Annotated in this window: 16 protein-coding genes; 9 read left to right on the forward strand and 7 right to left on the reverse strand. The window is 74.3% G+C overall.

Annotated elements, in window-relative coordinates:
* Positions 1-69: 69 nt before the first annotated feature.
* Genes ACFY15_RS18410 through ACFY15_RS18420 form a run of 3 tightly spaced genes read left to right on the forward strand, consistent with a single transcriptional unit; the run spans position 70 to position 5,026 of the window.
* Positions 70-1,023, forward strand: a complete 954-nt coding sequence (locus ACFY15_RS18410; protein WP_390686564.1) for an oxygenase MpaB family protein — start codon at positions 70-72, stop codon at positions 1,021-1,023.
* Positions 1,005-3,437, forward strand: a complete 2,433-nt coding sequence (locus tag ACFY15_RS18415) for a tetratricopeptide repeat protein (RefSeq protein WP_390686563.1) — start codon at positions 1,005-1,007, stop codon at positions 3,435-3,437. Before ACFY15_RS18410 ends, ACFY15_RS18415 begins: the two co-directional genes overlap by 19 nt.
* Positions 3,434-5,026, forward strand: a complete 1,593-nt coding sequence (locus ACFY15_RS18420; protein ID WP_390686562.1) for a phytoene desaturase family protein — start codon at positions 3,434-3,436, stop codon at positions 5,024-5,026. Before ACFY15_RS18415 ends, ACFY15_RS18420 begins: the two co-directional genes overlap by 4 nt.
* A 35-nt stretch (positions 5,027-5,061) precedes the next feature.
* Here ACFY15_RS18420 and ACFY15_RS18425 read toward each other — a convergent pair whose 3' ends face one another.
* The gene (locus ACFY15_RS18425; protein ID WP_390686561.1) at positions 5,062-5,511 is read right to left on the reverse strand and encodes a nitroreductase family deazaflavin-dependent oxidoreductase; all 450 of its coding nucleotides are present in this window, start codon (positions 5,509-5,511) and stop codon (positions 5,062-5,064) included.
* Between the two features lie 50 nt (positions 5,512-5,561).
* A complete protein-coding gene (locus ACFY15_RS18430) occupies positions 5,562-5,747 on the reverse strand; it encodes a hypothetical protein (RefSeq protein WP_390686560.1) in 186 nt (61 codons plus the stop codon).
* A 166-nt stretch (positions 5,748-5,913) separates the two neighbouring features.
* On the opposite strand from ACFY15_RS18430, the gene ACFY15_RS18435 reads away from it, so the two are divergent.
* Positions 5,914-6,342 carry a DUF6234 family protein gene (locus tag ACFY15_RS18435; protein ID WP_390686559.1) on the forward strand — a complete coding sequence of 143 codons (429 nt, stop codon included), beginning with the start codon at positions 5,914-5,916 and terminating at the stop codon, positions 6,340-6,342.
* On the opposite strand, the gene ACFY15_RS18440 is transcribed toward ACFY15_RS18435, so the two are convergent.
* Entirely contained in the window at positions 6,315-7,166 is an 852-nt protein-coding gene (locus tag ACFY15_RS18440) for an alpha/beta fold hydrolase (protein WP_390686558.1), read from the reverse strand. The two genes, ACFY15_RS18435 and ACFY15_RS18440, sit on opposite strands and share 28 nt — an antisense overlap.
* A gap of 61 nt (positions 7,167-7,227) precedes the next feature.
* Between ACFY15_RS18440 and ACFY15_RS18445 the strand changes: the two genes are divergently transcribed.
* Positions 7,228-7,647, forward strand: coding sequence for a MarR family winged helix-turn-helix transcriptional regulator (locus ACFY15_RS18445; RefSeq protein ID WP_390825793.1), 420 nt, complete (start codon positions 7,228-7,230; stop codon positions 7,645-7,647).
* A 220-nt stretch (positions 7,648-7,867) separates the two neighbouring features.
* Here ACFY15_RS18445 and ACFY15_RS18450 read toward each other — a convergent pair whose 3' ends face one another.
* Entirely contained in the window at positions 7,868-9,955 is a 2,088-nt protein-coding gene (locus ACFY15_RS18450) for a serine hydrolase (protein ID WP_390686556.1), read from the reverse strand.
* 411 nt (positions 9,956-10,366) lie between these two features.
* On the opposite strand from ACFY15_RS18450, the gene ACFY15_RS18455 reads away from it, so the two are divergent.
* Both ACFY15_RS18455 and ACFY15_RS18460 read left to right on the forward strand, forming a co-directional pair.
* Entirely contained in the window at positions 10,367-11,482 is a 1,116-nt protein-coding gene (locus tag ACFY15_RS18455; protein ID WP_390686555.1) for an NAD(P)H-dependent flavin oxidoreductase, read from the forward strand.
* A 5-nt stretch (positions 11,483-11,487) separates the two neighbouring features.
* On the forward strand, positions 11,488-13,041 hold the full coding sequence (locus tag ACFY15_RS18460; protein WP_390686554.1) for an acyl-CoA synthetase: 1,554 nt from the start codon (positions 11,488-11,490) through the stop codon (positions 13,039-13,041).
* A gap of 13 nt (positions 13,042-13,054) precedes the next feature.
* On the opposite strand, the gene ACFY15_RS18465 is transcribed toward ACFY15_RS18460, so the two are convergent.
* Positions 13,055-13,330, reverse strand: a complete 276-nt coding sequence (locus tag ACFY15_RS18465; protein ID WP_390686723.1) for a DUF664 domain-containing protein — start codon at positions 13,328-13,330, stop codon at positions 13,055-13,057.
* Positions 13,331-13,496: 166 nt separating this feature from the next.
* On the opposite strand from ACFY15_RS18465, the gene ACFY15_RS18470 reads away from it, so the two are divergent.
* A complete protein-coding gene (locus tag ACFY15_RS18470) occupies positions 13,497-14,600 on the forward strand; it encodes a calcium:proton antiporter (protein WP_390686553.1) in 1,104 nt (367 codons plus the stop codon).
* 115 nt (positions 14,601-14,715) lie between these two features.
* Positions 14,716-16,215, forward strand: a complete 1,500-nt coding sequence (locus ACFY15_RS18475) for a fatty acyl-CoA synthetase (protein WP_390825794.1) — start codon at positions 14,716-14,718, stop codon at positions 16,213-16,215.
* Between the two features lie 54 nt (positions 16,216-16,269).
* On the opposite strand, the gene ACFY15_RS18480 is transcribed toward ACFY15_RS18475, so the two are convergent.
* Positions 16,270-17,127 (reverse strand): oxidoreductase, encoded by an 858-nt coding sequence (locus tag ACFY15_RS18480; RefSeq protein WP_390825795.1) that lies wholly within the window; start codon positions 17,125-17,127, stop codon positions 16,270-16,272.
* Between the two features lie 70 nt (positions 17,128-17,197).
* Complete coding sequence (locus ACFY15_RS18485; RefSeq protein ID WP_390686550.1) at positions 17,198-18,052, reverse strand: YhjD/YihY/BrkB family envelope integrity protein; 855 nt, start codon at positions 18,050-18,052, stop codon at positions 17,198-17,200.
* Positions 18,053-18,139: the final 87 nt, after the last annotated feature.

Genomic DNA, 18,139 nt, shown 5'->3' on the forward strand with positions numbered 1-18,139 from the left:
CGCGCCGCGCCGCGCATGGGGCGGTCGGGTGCGCGCCCTCCTGGGTAGGCTCACCGTGGGAGGCGGGCGATGAGCGGAGCTCCGTACGAGGGTGCCGACCCGGGACTGTACGGGCCCGGGTCCGTGACCTGGCACTGCCACGGCGACCCGGTCATGTGGATCGCCGGGGTCCGTGCGCTCTACCTCCAGGCCCTGCACCCGCGTGCCGTCCGCGGCGTCATGGAGAACTCCGCCTTCGCCGACGACGCCTGGGGGCGGCTGCTGCGCACCGCCGGCTTCGTCGGCACCGTCACCTACGGCACCGCCGAGGCCGCAGAGCGGGCCGGCGCCCACGTCCGCGCCGTCCACCGCAGGCTCTCGGCCACGGACCCGGACACGGGGGAGCGGTTCCCCGTGGACGACCCCGAACTCCTCCTGTGGGTGCACTGCGCGCAGATCGACAGCTTCCTGCACATACTGCGCCGTTCGGGTGTTCCTCTCACCCCCGCCCAGGCCGACCGGTACGTGGACGAGAACCGGGTCAACGCCCGTCTCGTCGGCCTCGACCCGGCCGCCGTGCCCGCCGGCACCGCAGGGCTGGCCGCCTACTTCGAGCAGGTCCGACCCCGTCTCGCCGCCGGGGCCGACGCCCGGGCCGTCGACGCGTTCCTGCGCTCCCCGCCCGTCGCGCCGCTCCTGGTCCCTGGCCGAAACCTGCTGTGGAGACCGCTTGCCGGGCTCGCCTACGCCGCCCTTCCCGGCTGGGCGCACCAGCTGTACGGCCGCCCCGCACCGCCCTCACGCACAGTCACCCGGCGCCTGCGTCTCACCGGTCGCGTACTGCGCACTGTTCCCGCAGGTCTACGCTGGCAGCTGCCTCCAGGTCACATCTTGAGAGCGATGCGCCGACTGGGCCCCGGGAGCCGCCCCTCCGCGTACACACTGCGTAAGTCAGCGGCCATACTGGACCGGCTGGGGAGGGCGCGATACGACGACGGGCACGATGACGGGGGCGGCTTTAAGACATGGCGGAGTCCAGACTGATCCAGGGCCGGTACCGGTCACTCGATCTGATCGGGCGCGGCGGCATGGGCGAGGTGTGGCGCGCCCGCGACGAGTCGCTGGGCCGGCAGGTCGCGGTCAAGTGCCTCAAGCCGGTGGGCGCCGAGCAGGACGCCCACTTCACCCAGGTACTGCGCGAGCGCTTCCGCCGCGAGGCGCGCGTCGCCGCCTCCCTCCAGCACCGGGGCGTCACCGTCGTCCACGACTTCGGCGACGACAGTGCCGCCGGCGGCCCCCTCTACCTGGTCATGGAGCTCCTGGAGGGCCGCAACCTCAGCCAGCTGATGGAGGAGAACGAGGCGCGCCCGTTCCCCGTCGACGTGGTCCTGGACATCGCCGAGCAGATGGCGGCGGCCCTCGGCTACACCCACGACCAGGGCGTCGTCCACCGCGACCTGAAGCCCGCCAACATCATGCGGCTGACCGACGGCACGGTGAAGATCTGCGACTTCGGCATCGCCCGCCTGGCCCACGACATCGGCTTCACCGCCAAGCTCACCGGCGGCGGCATGGCCATGGGCACCCCGCACTACATGTCGCCCGAGCAGATCGCGGGTGGCGAGGTCGACCACCTCAGCGACCTCTACTCGCTGGGCTGTGTCCTCTACGAGATCGCCACCGGGGCCCCGCCGTTCGACCTCGGAGACTCCTGGTCCGTGCTGGTCGGCCACCGCGACACGGCGCCCGTGCCGCCCCGCGACCACCGGCCCGAGCTGCCCGAGTACTTCGAGCGGATCGTGCTGGAGCTGCTGGCCAAGCGTCCCGAGGACCGGCCCGGCGACGCCCGCCACCTGCACCGGCGGCTGGTCGAGGCCCGTTTCGGTGCAGCGGGCGCGGCCCACGGCCAGGCCCCGCTGCCCGCGTGGGCCGCGGGGATGACCGCCGGGCGCAAGGCGGGCATCGACGCCCGGCGGGCCAGCGGGGAGTGGGCCGTGCTCACCGGCTCCTGGACGGCCGCCCGCCACCCGGGCGGAGGCCACCCGCAGGCACCGGGCCCCGGTTCCGGCGGCGGGCATCCGGCGACCGGTCCCGTTCCCGGTACGGTGACGGCGCCCGCATCCGGCACGGTCTCCATGCCCCTGTCCGGCCACACGGCCGCCTCCGGCCACCCCGGCGCGCCCGGCCCCGGCCGTGCGGACGCCCACGGGTCCGGCCAGGCCCCTTCCCCCGGGGCGGACCGGGCGCCCGCGTCCGGAACCGGCCATGCCGCCGCGCCCGGCCGGACCGACCACACCTCCGCGCCGGGGACCGGCCACCATGCCGCCGGGCCCGGGCCGGGCCACGTCATCGGCCACGGGTACGGCGGGTACCCCGTCGCCGGCGGTCCGTCCGGTGAGCAGCGGATCCTGCGGCCCGCCCCCGCCGACGACCCCCGGCTCACCGCCGCCTACGGGCCGGCGGAGGTCCGCGCGCACGCCCCGACCGACCCGGGCCGGCCCGACTCCCTCGACGCCGGACACATCCGCGCCTTCGCCCTCAGCCGCGCCGGCCGGCCCGAGGAGGCCCTCGCCGTGTACGCGGCCGTGGCCGACGGCCGGGCGCGGGTGCTCGGCCCCGACCACGCCGACACCCTGGCCGCCCGCCAGGAGGAGGCGTACGAGCTCGGGCGTCTCGGCCGTCACGGCGAGGCCTACGAGATGTACCGGGCGGTGCTCGCCGCCCGTGTCCGCACCGAGGGCCCGCGCCACCCCGACACCCTGCGCTGCCGCCACAACCTGGCCTGCGCCCTCGGCGCCCTCGGCCGGCACGCCGAGGCCCACGAGGCCGCCGCCGCGGTGGCGGCCGACCGCGCCGACGTGCTCGGGCCCGAACACGTGGACACGCTCCTGACCCGGTACGAGGTCGGCTACGCCCTCGGCCGGCTCGGCCGCTGGAACGAGGCGCTGACCGTGTTCCGCCAGGTCGCCGCCGCCCGCGAGCGGATCCTGGGCCGGGACCATCCCGACGCCCTCGCGGCCCGCTACGAGACCGGGATCGCGCTCGGCCGCACGGGCCGCGCCGCCGAAGCCCTCGACCTGTTCCGGGCCCTGGTCCGCGACCGCACCCGGGCCTACGGCGCGGCCGACCCGGAGACCCTGCGGGCCCGGCACGTCCTCGGCGTCAACCTGGGCCGCCTCGACCGCTGGGAGGAGGCCGTGGCCGAAGCCCGCGAAGTGGGTGCGGCCCGCGCCAGGGCCCTGGGCGCGGAACACCCGGACACCCTGGTCAGCCGGCGGGAACTCGCCGTCGGGCTGGGCCGGCTCGGCCGCTGGGACCAGGCGCTGCCCATCTACCGGGACCTGTCCGGGATCCGCGAGCGCTCGCTCGGCGACGAGCACCCGGACACCGTCCTGGCCCACGCCGACGAGGCACACTGTCTGGAGCGGCTCGGCCAGGTGTGCTACCAAGAGCCATGACCGCCAACGCAGGCTCCCGGGGTTTCGCGCACGACGTCTACGACGCGGTGATCGTCGGAGGGGGCCACAACGGCCTCGTCGCCGCCGCCTACCTGGCCCGCGCGGGCCGTTCCGTCCTGGTCCTGGAACGGCTCGGGCACACCGGCGGCGCCGCCGTCTCCACCCGGCCCTTCGCCGGGGTCGACGCCCGGCTCTCGCGCTACTCCTACCTCGTGTCCCTGCTCCCCGAGAAGATCGTCCGCGATCTGGGGCTGCGGTTCCGCGTCCGCCGGCGCGCGGTGTCCTCGTACACGCCCTTCGAGCGCGGCGGCCGCCCCGGCGGGCTCCTCGTCGGCGGCGGGGAGGACCGTACGCGGGAGTCCTTCGCCCGGCTCACCGGTTCCGACCGGGAGTACGAGGCCTGGCGCGCCTTCTGCGCCACCACCGGCCGGGTCGCCCGGCGCGTCTTCCCCACCCTGACCGAACCGCTGCCCTCCCGCGCGGAGCTGCGTGCCCGGATCGACGACGAGCAGGCCTGGCGGATGCTGTTCGAGGAGCCGCTCGGCCGGGCGGTGGAGGAGCGCTTCGCCGACGACCTGGTCCGGGGCGTGGTCCTCACCGACGGCCTGATCGGTACCTTCGCCGACGCCCACGACCCGTCCCTGGCGCAGAACCGCTGCTTCCTCTACCACGTCATCGGCGGTGGTACCGGGGACTGGGACGTGCCCGTCGGCGGCATGGGCGCGCTCACGGACGCGCTGGCCGGGGCCGCCCGTGCGGGCGGCGCGGAGATCGCCACCGGGCACGAGGCGCTGCGGATCCGTACCGACGGCACCTCCCCGGCCGAGGTCTCCTTCCGGACGGCGACGGGCGAGGGCACCGTCGTCGGCCGTACCGTCCTGGTCAACGCCTCCCCGAGGGCGCTGGCCGAACTCCTCGGCGAGGCCCCGGACCCGGCCGCCGCGGCCCCCGAAGGGGCCCAGTTCAAGGTCAACATGCTGCTGCGCCGGCTGCCCCGGCTGCGGGACGCATCGGTGGATCCCCGCGAGGCCTTCTCCGGCACCTTCCACATCGCCGAGGGCTACGAGGAGCTCCGCCGCGCCCACGAGGAGGCCGCCGCCGGGGAACTGCCGTCCGTGCCGCCCTCGGAGATCTACTGCCACTCGCTGACCGACCCCACGATCCTCGGGCCGGAACTCACCGCGCGGGGCTGCCAGACGCTCACCCTCTTCGGACTGCACACCCCGGCCCGGCTGTTCGAGAAGGACAACCGGCAGGCGCGCGAGGTCCTGCTGACCGCCACCCTCGCCCAGCTGGACGCCCACCTCGACGAACCGCTCACCGACTGCCTGGCCTTCGACGCCGACGGCCGGCCGTGCATCGAGGCGAAGACCCCACTGGACCTGGAGCAGGAACTGCGCCTGCCCGGTGGGCACATCTTCCACCGCGACCTGTCCTGGCCGTACGCGGAGCCGGGGCGGGAGCCGGGCCGGTGGGGCGTCGAGACGGGGCACGCCAACGTCCTCCTGTGCGGGGCGGGCGCGGTCCGCGGCGGCGGGGTAAGCGGGATCCCGGGACACAACGCGGCGATGGCGCTGCTGGGACGCTGACCCCCGGCCGCCCCGGGGCCGGGCCCCGCCGGCCGTCAGCGCGCGGGCTCGATCACCACGATCGGGATCGCCCGCTCCGTCTGCGCCTGGTACTCGTCGTACGCGGGCCACTCGCCGACCATCACCGGCCAGTACGCGCGCTGTTCCTCGTCGGTCGCGGTGCGCGCGGTGCCCTGCATGACCTCCGGCCCGACCTGGATGCGGACCTCGGGGTGGGCGGTCAGGTTCCGGTACCACAGAGGGTGTTCGGGGGCCCCGCCCTTCGAGGCGACCAGCAGGTAGCGGCCGTCGGCCTCCCCGTAGATCAGCGGGGTCCGCACGGGCTTCCCGGAGACCCGCCCCACGGTGGTGAGCAGCAGGGTGCGGGTGCCCCGCCAGTGGTGGCCCTCGGACCCGTTCGAGTCCACGTACTGCCGGAGATGGTCCAGCTGCCAGCTCCCCGGCCTGGGGTCGGCGGGGTGGTCCCAGTCGATGTCGGTCGGCACGTCGGTCTCCCTGCGCTCGTACGAACGGTCAACACCTGCGACAACGAGCCTCAACGCCCCCGGGCACGGCGGGCATTCCGGCCCGCCTCGTTCGGCCCCCACCCGGCCCGTCCGGGGCGGCCGAAGCCGTTGAACAGGTCGTCCAGGGCGTGCAGGGAGGCACGGGCGGGGGCGGCCCGGAGCGAGGTCAGGCCGCCGATCCCCGCCCCGGCGACGACGGCGTACGGGCCTGGCACGGCCTCCCCTCCTGCCCGATCCGCGACACCGCCCGGCCCGCCGACTCCACCGCGGGGCCGGGACCGTGCCCCTGCGCACCGTGCGCCGCGCACAGCACTGCGGCCCGGGGGGCTCTGAGTACGCGTACTCATGTGCATCCGGAAGCCGTCCCGGCAGGGTGACGCCATGACACATACAGCCTCCGACACCCCGCGCCGCGCGCACTGGCCCTGGTCGAACAGGACCTCCACGGGCGCGGACGTCACCCTTGCCGTCCTGCTGTTCCTGCTCGAAGCCGTCGTGTTCGTGCTCGTCCTCTTCGGGCAGGGCATGGAGGCGTGGGCCGCCCAGGGCGACAGGGAGCGGATCGAGGCGGCGGAGCTCGCCGGGCGCGTCTGGATGTCGCACTTCCTCGTCGCCATGCTGGTCCTCGCCGTCCTCGCGATGGTCTCCCGGGCCCGCTGGACCGCCGTGTCCCACCTCCTGGCCGCTGCCGCGGTGGCGGCCCTGCTCGTTCTCGCCCAGCACGACCACGACCGCTCCCACCCCGCCCCGGTGCCCCGTCCGGGACCGGAGTACGTCCCCTGCTACAGCGGCAGCGGCAGGTGCAACTGACGTCCGTCCATCGGACTTTCCGCCTGGACGGGCCGTTGGTGGAACGGGTTGCCCGTCTGGCGCAGGTGCGCGTCGATCAGAGCGAAAGTGGCTTCGGGCTGTTCGATCTGCGGAAGGTGGCCCGCCCTGGGGACGACCTCGAGTCGGCCGTTGCCGAAGGCGTCCGCGTACGCCGCGCCGTAGGCGGGGGTGACGACGCGGTCGCTCCTGCCCCAGAGCAGGAGGGCGGGCACCTGGACATGCCCGAGCCGGCGCAGCAGCTTGGGGTCGTGCATGTAGGGGTCGCCGGCGAGGACGCGCATGGTGGCCATGCTGGTCTGTCTGCGCGCGAGCTCTTCGGCCGGGACGTCGGCCGGGTCGAGGTAGTACCGGTCGGAGTCGTGCCAGGAGTGCTCCGCGACGCCGCGGGCGTCAAGGGCGAAGAAGTCGGTGATGGGCTCCGTCTCGACCTGCACGCCGACGGCATCGATCAGGACAAGGCCGGTGATCATTCCCGCGCTGTCGCGTACGGCCATCTCGGCGGCTATCCAGCCGCCGAGTGAGGAGCCCACGACGAGAACGTCGCGCAGTCCGCGTTCGCGCAGGTGGTGGAGGTAGGCGAGGGCGAGGTCGTCGATGCCGGTGAGCCATGCGGGGCGGTGGGTGCCGTCCCAGCCGGGGTGCACGGGCGTGATGGTGTGTGCGATGCGGGAGAGGTGTCGGGCGAGGCCGGCGACGGTGGCGCGGCCTCCGCCGCCGTGCAGGATGAGGACCGGCCTGCCGGCTCCGGCCTCGTCCAGTGTGAGGGACAGGTCGGCGTATGGGGCTGATGCGTCTGTGGGCATGCCGCGAGCGTAACTAAACATCTTTAAATAAGCTAGCTTGGTTATGGCGTAGACTGGCTCCATGCATAGTGAGCTGCAAGAACTCGGCAGAGCGGTCAAGCAAGCCCAGTATCGACAGCACCGGGCCCTCGACAGCGCGCTCTCCGCCATCGGCACGACGCTGGCCCAGTGGGACGCGCTGCGTGCGATCAGCCGCTCGCCCGGGGCATCGGCCCGCGAGTTGGCCGCAGCGACATTCCAGACCGAGCAGGCCTTCGGAACGCTTGCCGGCCGCCTCACTGCCCAGGCCCTCGTCGAGCGTCGGCCGGGACACGGCCGGCGCATCGAGCACCGTCTCACGCCCGTCGGCGAGCAGGTCCTGGCGGCCGGCCACACGGTTGCCGACAAGGTGCTCGCCGACTGCTTCTCGGCCCTGCCCGACGCGGACCGCGCAACTCTGCTCGGCCTGCTCCGGCGCCTCACCGCGGAACGAGACGCGTAGACCCGCCGCAGGCCCCCCTCATGCGTGCTTCCAGCCCCTCCGGCAGGGCTTCGAAGACGCCGACGTCCCTCCGGGCCCGGAAGCGACCGCAGACGGTCGGTCGGCCGGGGACCGAACTCGGAGGGCGGCTCCCGCCGCTGAGCACCGGAGCGGAGCCGTCGGATCTCCCGCTCCCGGCCCGCACGGAACCGCACTGTTGACCACGGCATCACACGGGCCCCTAGTCCGCCGAGCGGGTCCAGCCCGTGGCTTCGAGGCGGGCGGCGTCGCGGGGGCGGTCCTCGGAGAAGAGGAGGGTGCGGGGTTCGGAGACGCGGATGACGTCCACGTAGACACCCCTGCCCACGTAGCGGCCCGTCGCGGTGTGGCGGAAGCGGAGTCTGACCTCGCGGCCCGCCCAGGCGGGCAGGGGGGCCTCCAGGCGGTGCCAGATGCGGCCCGACCAGCCGCCCGCCGAGCCCTCCGGCCACTGCTCCGGCGTGCCGCCCGTGGTGCGGACCGTCGAGAAGGGAACGGGCTGCCAGGTGGTTCCGTCCGCGGAGGCCTCCAGGTGGAAGGCCCCGGCGCCGGGCACGGTGTCCCACCAGACCGCGCAGCGCAGGCGGGCCCCGTCGGTGGCGGGGTTCAGCGGGGGGAGGGTGAGGGTGCCCGAGCCGCCGGTCTCCATGCCGGAGAACCAGGCCGGGCCGCCGTGCCCGGTACGGACGGGCACGGCCCGGGCGAAGCGGTTCCCGGTGGCCACACGGGGTGCGCTGCCGGCCCGCCAGGTGCGCACGGGGTGCACGGAGTTGCCGAGCAGGACGAGGAAGGAGTCGGTGGAGGGGTCGAGGACCAGGGAGGTGCCGGTGAAGCCGGTGTGGCCGGCGGAATGCGGGGTGGCCAGCGCGCCCATGTACCAGTGCTGGTAGAGCTCGAAGCCGAGGCCGTGGTCGTCGCCGGGGAAGGCGGTGTTGTAGTCGGTGAAGAGGAGCTCCACGGACGCGGGGCGCAGGATGCGGCGGCCCGCGTAGACCCCGCCGTCGAGGAGGGCGCGGGAGAGGACGGCCAGGTCCCAGGCCGTGCCGAAGACACCGGCGTGGCCCGCGACCCCGCCGAGGGCGTGCGCGTTCTCGTCGTGGACCTCGCCCCACACCAGCCCCCGGTCCAGCCCCGACCACGGCGGACGCTGCACCTCGGTGGCGGCGACGGCGCGGCGCCAGGCGCGCGGCGGGTTGTAGCGCGTGCGGTGCATCCCGAGCGGAGCGGTGATCTCGTCGTGGACCAGGGCGTCCAGCATGCGTCCGGTGATCCGTTCCAGGAGCAGCTGGAGCGTGATGAGGTTGAGGTCCGAGTAGCGGTACACCGTCCCGGGGGTGTCCTGTGGCCGCACCGACCACAGCAGCCTCAACTGCCCTTCGCGGGTGGACTCCTGGTAGAAGGGCGCCCAGGAGCGCAGCCCCGAGGTGTGCGTGAGCAGCTGCCGGATCGTGACGGCCTCCTTGCCGCCGCCGGTGAACTCCGGCAGGTAGCGGTCGACGGGCGCCTCCAGCTCCAGCCGTCCCCGCTCCATTTGCTGCACGGCGATGATGGAGGTGAACAGCTTGCTCAGGGAGGCCAGGTCGAAGACGGTGTCCTCGGCCATCGCGATCCGCTCGGCGGCGGGGAGTTCCCTGGGCCGGTCGGTGCGGCCGTCGTAGTCGGCGTACCGGACGGCGTCCCCCATGGCCCGGTGCAGGGCGACCGTGCGGCCCCGCCCCGCGAGGACCACGGCCCCGGCGTAGTAGGGGTGTTCGGGGGAGGGGCCGAGGAAGCGCCGGGCCTCCTCCGCCACGCCCTCCAGGTGCCGCTCCAGCAGCCCGGCCTGCCGCGCGGACCCGTACCTCAGGCGCAGCCCCTGGAGGGCCCGCCGCTCGGCCGGCCCGCCCGCCGCCCCGGCGGAGGCACCCGGCAGGGCCGCGTGCAGCACGAGCACCCCGCCCAGCGCCAGCAGCCGCGCCCCGAGCCGCCGCCGGCTGGGCCCGGAGGCGGCCCGGTCCGGGTCCCCGCCGCCCTTCCCGGTCCCGTTCTCGCCGGGGTCGGGGTGGCCGCCGCCGTCGGCGCCTCCACGCCCGGCCGCGCCGCTGTTCCCCGCCCCGGTCCCGGCCGGTGCGGTGGTTCCGGTCCGGGCTGTGCTCCGGGCGGCGGACCCGGTTTTGGAACCGGTCCCCTTCCCCGTCCCGCGCCCGGTTCCGGCCCACGTCCCGGTGCCGCTCCCGCCTTCGGCGCGGGTGGGTCCGTCGTCGGTCGCCCGGCCGTCCGCCGTCGCTCCCGCCCCCGTCGCTGCCCTCATGACCGGTCCTCCTGTCCGCTCCGAACTGCCCGTCGCGCACCGCTCTCCGCCTGCCGGCCGCGCGGCCCGCCACTTACCGGCCGTGCGGCTCGCCGCGTGCTGGTCGTGCCGCCCGCCGACCGTCGGCTGGGTCACCCGCCGTTCACCGGCCGTGTGGCCCGCCGGCCGCCGCCCGCCGGCCGCCGCCCGCCGTCCGTCGGCCGGGGGCCACCGCAGTCCGGGCCGGGCCCGTGCCGTGCGCGCCGCCCGGCCCGGGCCCCGGATCCGCCGAAGCCCGCCGCAGGCGCTCCGCACGCTACTGGGTATCTGCCCGCCCGCCGCGTACCCTCCGCACGGGCCGGGCCGCAAGAATCTGACACTGCATCAGAAAATCTCTTCCCTCGGCCGCCCCGCTGCGGCATCCTCACGCCCATGGAGACGGAGCTCAGCAAGAAACTGGGAGTCGAGCACGCCATCTTCGGCTTCACGCCCTTCCCGGCGGTCGCCGCGGCCATCACCCGCGCCGGCGGGTTCGGCGTGCTCGGGGCGGTCCGCTACACCGCCCCCGACGACCTCGCGCGCGACCTCGACTGGATGCAGGCGCACACCGACGGCAAGCCCTACGGCCTCGACGTCGTCATGCCCGCCAAGAAGGCCGTCGACGGCATCGGCGAGGCCGAGATCGAGGCGATGATCCCGCCCGGCCACCGCGCCTTCGTCCGTGACACCCTCGCCAAGCACCACGTCCCCGAGCTCGCCGAGGGAGAGGCCTCCGGCTGGCGGATCACCGGCTGGATGGAGCAGGTCGCCCGCAGCCAGCTCGACGTCGCCTTCGACTACCCCATCAAACTCCTGGCGAACGCCCTGGGTTCCCCGCCTCCCGACGTCATCGCCCGCGCCCACGACCACGGGGTCCTCGTCGCCGCCCTCGCCGGCAGCGCCAAGCACGCCCGCCGGCACGCCGAAGCCGGCATCGACATCGTCGTCGCCCAGGGCTACGAGGCCGGCGGCCACACCGGGGACATCGCCACCATGGTCCTGGTCCCCGAGATCGCCGAGGCCGTCTCCCCGCTCCCCGTCCTCGCCGCCGGAGGCATCGGCAGCGGCGAGCAGATCGCCGCCGGGCTCGCCCTCGGCGCCCAGGGCGTCTGGCTCGGCTCCCTCTGGCTCACCACCACCGAGGCCGAACTCCACTCCCGCGCCCTCACCGAGAAGCTCCTCGCCGCCGGCTCCGGCGACACCGTCCGCTCCCGCGCCCTCACCGGCAAGCCCGCCCGCCAGCTGCGTACCGAGTGGACCGACGCCTGGGACGACCCGGCCGGCCCCGGCGCCCTCCCCATGCCCCTCCAGGGCCTGCTGGTCGCCGAGGCCGTCTCCCGGATCCAGAAGTACGAGGTCCGCCCGCTGCTCGGCACCCCCGTCGGCCAGATCGTCGGCCGGATGAACAGCGAACGCAGCGTCCAGGCCGTCTTCGACGAGCTCACCGCCGGCTTCGAGCGCGCCGTCGACCGCATCGACCGCATCGCCGGCCGGTCCCGAGAGGTGTGATCAGCATGAGTGACCAGCCCCCCAACGGGTTCTGGGCGCAGGCCACCGCCGACCCCGGGCGCACCGTCCTCGTCGCCCCCGACGGCGCGGAGTGGACCGCCGGACGGCTGCACGCCGACGTGAACCGCCTCGTCCACGGCCTGCGCGCCGCGGGCCTGGAGCGGGGCGACGTCTTCGCCGTCGTCCTGCCCAACGGCGTCGAGTTCCTCACCGCCTACCTCGCCGCCTCCCAGGCCGGCTTCTACCTCGTCCCGGTCAACCACCACCTCGTGGGCCCCGAGATCGCCTGGATCGTCTCCGACTCCGGCGCCAAGGTCCTCATCGCCCACGAGCGTTTCGCCGGGGCCGCCACCGCCGCGGCCGACGAGGCAGGACTGCCCGGGGAGTGCCGCTACGCTGTCGGAGCGGTCCCGGGCTTCCGCCCGTACGCCGAACTCCTCGACGGGCGGAGCGCGGAGCCTCCCGCCGACCGGACCCTCGGCTGGGTCATGAACTACACCTCCGGCACCACCGGACGCCCGCGCGGCATCCGCCGCCCCCTGCCCGGCAGGCTCCCGGAGGAAACGTACCTCGGCGGGTTCCTCGGCATCTTCGGCATCCGCCCCTTCGACGGCAACGTCCACCTCGTCTGCTCGCCGCTCTACCACACCGCCGTACTCCAGTTCGCGGGCGCGTCCCTGCACATCGGCCACCCGCTGGTCCTGATGGACAAGTGGGGGCCCGAGGAGATGCTGCGCCTGATCGACCGGCACGCCTGCACGCACACCCACATGGTGCCCACCCAGTTCCACCGCCTCCTCGCCCTCCCGCAGGAGACCAGGGACGCCTACGACGTGTCCTCCATGCGGCACGCCGTCCACGGCGCCGCCCCCTGCCCCGACCACGTCAAACGGGCGATGATCGACTGGTGGGGCCGGTGCGTGGAGGAGTACTACGCGGCCAGCGAGGGCGGCGGGGCCTTCGCCACCGCCGAGGACTGGCTGAAGAAGCCGGGCACCGTCGGCAGGGCCTGGCCGATCAGCGAGCTCGCCGTCTTCGACGACGACGGCAACCGGCTGCCGGCGGGCGAGCTCGGCACCGTCTACATCAAGATGAACACGGGCGGCTTCAGCTACCACAAGGACGAGGGCAAGACCCGCAAGAACCGCATCGGCGACTTCTTCACCGTCGGCGACCTCGGCCTGCTCGACGAGGAGGGCTACCTCTTCCTCCGCGACCGCAAGATCGACATGATCATCTCGGGCGGGGTGAACATCTACCCGGCCGAGATCGAGTCCGCCCTCCTCACCCACCCGGCGGTGGCGGACGCCGCGGCGTTCGGCATCCCGCACGAGGGCTGGGGCGAGGAGGTCAAGGCGGTCGTCGAGCCCGCCGAGGGCTTCGAGGCCGGGGAGGCGCTGGCCGCCGAGATCCTGCGGCACTGCGAGGGCCGGCTGGCCGGCTACAAGCGCCCGAAGTCGGTCGACTTCATCGAGGCGATGCCCCGCGACCCCAACGGCAAGCTCTACAAGCGCCGGCTGCGCGACCCCTACTGGGAGGGCCGCGAGCGCGCGGTGTGAGGAGCCCCTCCCCTCACATCCCGACGGCCCCGTCGATCCGCTCCCGCAGCAGATCGGCGCGGCCGTTGCGGCGCGCGCACTCCTCGATCACGTGGATCGGCACCCACCGCAGCGACACCTTCCCGCGCCAGGGGTCCTCGCCCTCGACGTCCAGGCGGGGGCGAGGACCCCTGGCGGCGCACCGGTCCGCGAACTCCACCTCGTGGCGCCGGGCCGCCCAGGCCTCCTCCGCGGCCCCGGGAGCGGCCCCCGCGCCGTCGAGTCCCTTCTCGTAGGGCTCGTCATGTATAGGTCATGTGCCGCCCGGCGGAGGGTGCGGAGGAAGCCCCCGGCCGGGCCGGGCACCGTCGTCCGAACGGAGGGCAGGTCCGAAATATCGTGAGAAAACCCACTGCGGGGTTCCGGACGTGCGCCTCACGCCGCACCCGGGCGGCCAGTCTGGCAACTTGGCAGACATGAGTACGGCGACGCACCGATCCCCCCTGACCGACTGGACCTTCCTGGTCCCCGTGGTGGCGCTCTTCGCGCTCGTCCTCAGCTGGGGCCGCGACCTGCCCGGCCCCCTGGTGGCCCTGGTCGCCCTCTGCCTCGCGGGCGCGGTCCTCGCGGCCGTCCACCACGCCGAGGTCATCGCCCTCCGGGTGGGCGAGCCCTTCGGCTCGCTGGTCCTCGCCGTCGCCGTGACCGTCATCGAAGTGGCCCTGATCGTCACCCTGATGGCCGACGGCGGTGACAAGACCGCCTCCCTCGCCCGTGACACGGTCTTCGCCGCCGTGATGATCACCTGCAACGGCATCGTCGGCCTGTCCCTGCTCGTGGGTGCCCTGCGCAACCGGGTCGCCGTCTTCAACGCGGAGGGCTCCGGCGCGGCCCTGGCCACCGTCGCCACCCTCGCCACGCTGAGCCTGGTTCTGCCGACCTTCACCACGAGCAAGCCCGGCCCCGAGTTCTCCAGCCCCCAGCTGGCCTTCGCTGCCGTGGCCTCCCTGGCCCTGTACGGGCTGTTCGTCGCCGTCCAGACCGTCCGCCACCGGGACTACTTTCTGCCCGTGGCCACGGAGAGCACCCCCGCCGGCGGCGAGGAGCACGCCGAACCGCCCACCACCCGCGCCACCCTGGCCAGCCTCGTTCTGCTGTTCGTCGCCCTCGTCGCGGTGGTCGGCGACGCCAAGTCCGTCTCCCCGACCATCGAGAAGGGCGTCGCCGAAGCCGGACTGCCCCAGGCCGTCGTCGGTGTGATCATCGCTCTGCTCGTGCTGCTCCCCGAGACCCTCGCCGCCGTCCGCGCCGCCCGCCGCGACCGCGTCCAGACCAGCCTCAACCTGGGCTACGGCTCCGCCATCGCCAGCATCGGCCTGACCATCCCGGCCATCGCCCTCGCGTCCGTCTGGCTGGAGGGGCCGCTGCTGCTCGGCCTCGGGCCCACCCACATGGTGCTGCTCGCGCTGACCGTGGTGGTCGGCGGCCTCACGATCGTCCCAGGCCGCGCCACCCTCCTCCAGGGCGGGGTGCACCTCGTCATCCTCGCCGCCTACCTCTTCCTCGCCGTCAGCCCGTAGCGGACCGTCAGCCCGTAGCACGCCGTCAGCCCGTAGCGCGCCGGCGGCCGGGAGCGCGCCGGCGGACGCGGGCGCCGATCTTGACCCGGCCGCGCGGCGGGGCGAGGATCACGCCATGACGGCAGTACGGCACCACACGGTCGACGGACTGGTACGGGCCTCCGCGCGGCGGCACCCCGGCAGGACGGCCGTCCGCTACCGCGAGCGGACCTGGACGTACGCGGAACTCGACGCGGCCGTCTCCGCCGGCGCCGCCGTACTGCGGGAGCGGTACGGGCTCGCCGCCGGCGACCGGGTCGCGACCTTCGCCCACAACTCCGACGCCTACCTCATCGCCTTCCTCGCCTGCGCCCGCGCCGGCCTCACCCACGTCCCGGTCAACCAGAACCTCACCGGCGAGGACCTCGCGCACCTCCTCGGCGACAGCGCGAGCGCCCTGGTCCTCGCCGACCCCGGCCTGGCCGACCGGGTCCCCGACGGGTACCCCGTACGGGCGCTGCGCGACGCACCCGCATCCTTTCTGGCCGACTCGGCCGAACCGCTTCCCTTCGAGCCCTCCTCCGACGCGTCCGCGGTGGTGCAGCTGCTGTACACCTCGGGCACCACGGCCCTGCCCAAGGGCGCGATGATGACGCACCGGGCACTGGCGCACGAGTACGAGAGCGCGATCGCCGCCCTGGACCTGGCGGAGGGGGACCGGCCCGTCCACTCCCTGCCGCTCTACCACTCGGCGCAGATGCACGTGTTCCTGCTGCCGTACCTGGCGGTGGGCGCGGACAACACCGTCCTGGACGGGCCGGCGGCCGAGGAGATCTTCGACCTGGTGGAGGCGGGCCGCGCGGACAGCCTGTTCGCACCGCCGACCGTGTGGATCGCGCTGGCCGACCATCCGCAGTTCGGGGCGCGGGAGCTCGGCGCGCTGCGCAAGGCCTACTACGGGGCGTCGATCATGCCGGTCCCGGTACTGGAGCGGCTGCGGGAGCGGCTGCCGGGGCTGGCGTTCTACAACTGCTTCGGGCAGAGCGAGATCGGCCCGCTGGCCACGGTCCTGGGACCGCACGAGCACGAGGGGCGGATGGAGTCCTGCGGGCGGCCGGTGCTGCACGTGGAGGCCAGGGTGGTGGACGAGGCCGGGGCGGAGGTCCCGGACGGGACGGCGGGGGAGGTCGTGTACCGCTCGCCACAGCTGTGCCTGGGCTACTGGAACGACGCGGAGGCCACGGACAGGGCCTTCCGGGACGGCTGGTTCCGCTCCGGCGACCTCGCGGTACGCGACGCACAGGGGTACTTCACCGTCGTCGACCGGGTCAAGGACGTCATCAACTCGGGCGGGGTGCTGGTGGCCTCCCGGCAGGTGGAGGACGTGCTCTACACCCACCCGGGGGTGGCCGAGGCGGCCGTCGTGGGGCTGCCCGACGAGCGGTGGATCGAGGCGGTCACGGCCGTGGTCGTCCCGCGCGGGGAGGTCACCGAGGCCGAGCTGATGGCCCACGCCCGCGAGCGGCTCGCCCACTTCAAGGCCCCGAAGCGGATCCTGTTCGTGGAGGCCCTGCCGCGCAACGCCAGCGGGAAGATCCTCAAACGAGAACTCCGCGACCGCCTCGGCGGCTCCTGACACCCCGCCGGCCGGGCCCCGCGGAGGGCGGGACCCGGCCGGCGGGGATGCGGATCAGGCGTCGAAGTCCGTGCCTCGGCTGACGGACTCCCAGGTACGGGCCTCCTCGCGGGCCGCGTCGGAGTGGGCGAGGATCGCGTCGAAGGCGTCGTTGCCCAGGGCGAGCCGCAGCGGGGTCTCCTCCGCGTCCAGGGCGGCCAGGATCGCGGCGGCGGCCTTGGCCGGGTCGCCGGGCTGCTTGCCGTCGCTGTCGGGCAGTCCGGTGCGCACCGCGCCGACGGTGTCCGCGTAGGCAGGCAGGACGGCGGCCGACTGCTGGAGCGCGGCGCCGCCCGCGAAGCCCGTGCGGAAGGCCCCTGGCTCCACGATCAGCGTCTTGATCCCGAAGGGCGCGACCTCGCCCCTCAGCGCCTCGGTGAGGCCCTCCAGGGCGAACTTGGTCGCCGAGTAGGCGCCGACGCCCGGGAAGGACAGCCGTCCGCCCATGCTGCTCATCTGCACGATCGCACCGGACTTGCGCTCCCGCATGTGCGGCAGCACGGCGCGGATCAGCGCGGCCGGACCGAAGAAGTGCAGCTCCATCAGGTCGCGGAGTTCGGCCTCGGAGGTCTCCTCCACCGCCCCGATCAGACCGCGGCCCGCGTTGTTGACGAGGACGTCGATCCGGCCGAACCGCTCCACGGCCTCGGTGACGACCGCGTCGACGCGCGCCGCGTCCGTCACGTCTGCCGTGACCGGTACCAGCCGCTCCGGGTGGGCGGCCGCCAGGTAGTCGAGCGCGGCGGGCCGGCGGGCCGCCGCGACGACCGTGTCCCCGGCCGCGAGCGCGGCCTCCGCCAGCGTCCGCCCGAAGCCCGAGGACGCCCCGGTGATCAGCCAGACCCGGCCGGCGGCGAGATCCTGCTCAGACATCAATCCCCCTGATATCACATGGTGTTGTGGATGTACGGGCGTGATCCTGCCATGCGTCCGGCCGCCGTGCTCACTCCTGTCCCGCATCCTGGGAAGGGCCGTCGCCGGAGTCGAGGACTCCGGCCGCCCGCAGCCGCCGCAGGGTGAGGTGCTCGTGGACCAGACGGCCCACCAGCGCCCCTCCGTAGACCACGAAGCCGACGCCGACCAGCCAGGACTGGACGACCAGCAGCGTGCCGAACGGGCCGTACGTCACGGCGTTCGAGGCGATCAGCGGGGAGAACACCAGCTGCGAGAAGATGCGCAGGCCCAGCAGGCCGAAGGTGGTCGCCACCGCCCCGGGGAACAGCGCGGCCCAGCGCACCCGCCCGCCCAGCAGCAGCCGTCCGGAGCCCCAGAAGAACAGGCAGGTGCCGACCATGTCGCTGACGGTACCGAGGAGGGTGCCCGCCGCGTTGGGGGAGGGTGGGGGGATCCCGACCAGCAGCGCCAGGTAGCAGACCAGCAGGGCCAGCCACACGACGTGCCGCCACATGGTGTGCCAGCGGGCCGTCGGCAGGTCCCACACCTTCTCGTAGCCGGTCTGCACGGCGGAGCCGAACGTCAGGCCGAACACCGCGAGCGCCGCCAGTCCGAAGGCGGTGGTCCGTTCCAGCGCCAGGTCGGCCGCCCCGAAGAGCGTCTCGACCTTGGCCCGGGAGGCCGCCGTGACCCCGAGGGCCTGGCCCAGCCAGCGGCCGAAGCCCGAACCGCTGCCCGGTGCGGCCGCCGCCACGACCACCAGCAGCGGCACCAGGGTGAGGAAGCCGAGGGCGGCGAAGCCCATGGCCCGGTGCATCAGCTCGATCTCGCGGCCGCGGCTCCAGGCCAGCCCGGCGGGGGAGCCCAGGAACCGGTCGTGCAGTTGCCGGAGGGTCGAGGTCACACCCCATCCCCTACCCGGACGGCCCCGCCAGGTCCCGGAAGCCGCGCCGAAGTGGGGCCGAAGGGGTGGCTCCGCCGGCCGGCGGGC

Origin of the sequence: Streptomyces sp. NPDC001373, from assembly GCF_042895815.1 — a bacterium.
GTDB lineage: Bacteria > Actinomycetota > Actinomycetes > Streptomycetales > Streptomycetaceae > Streptomyces.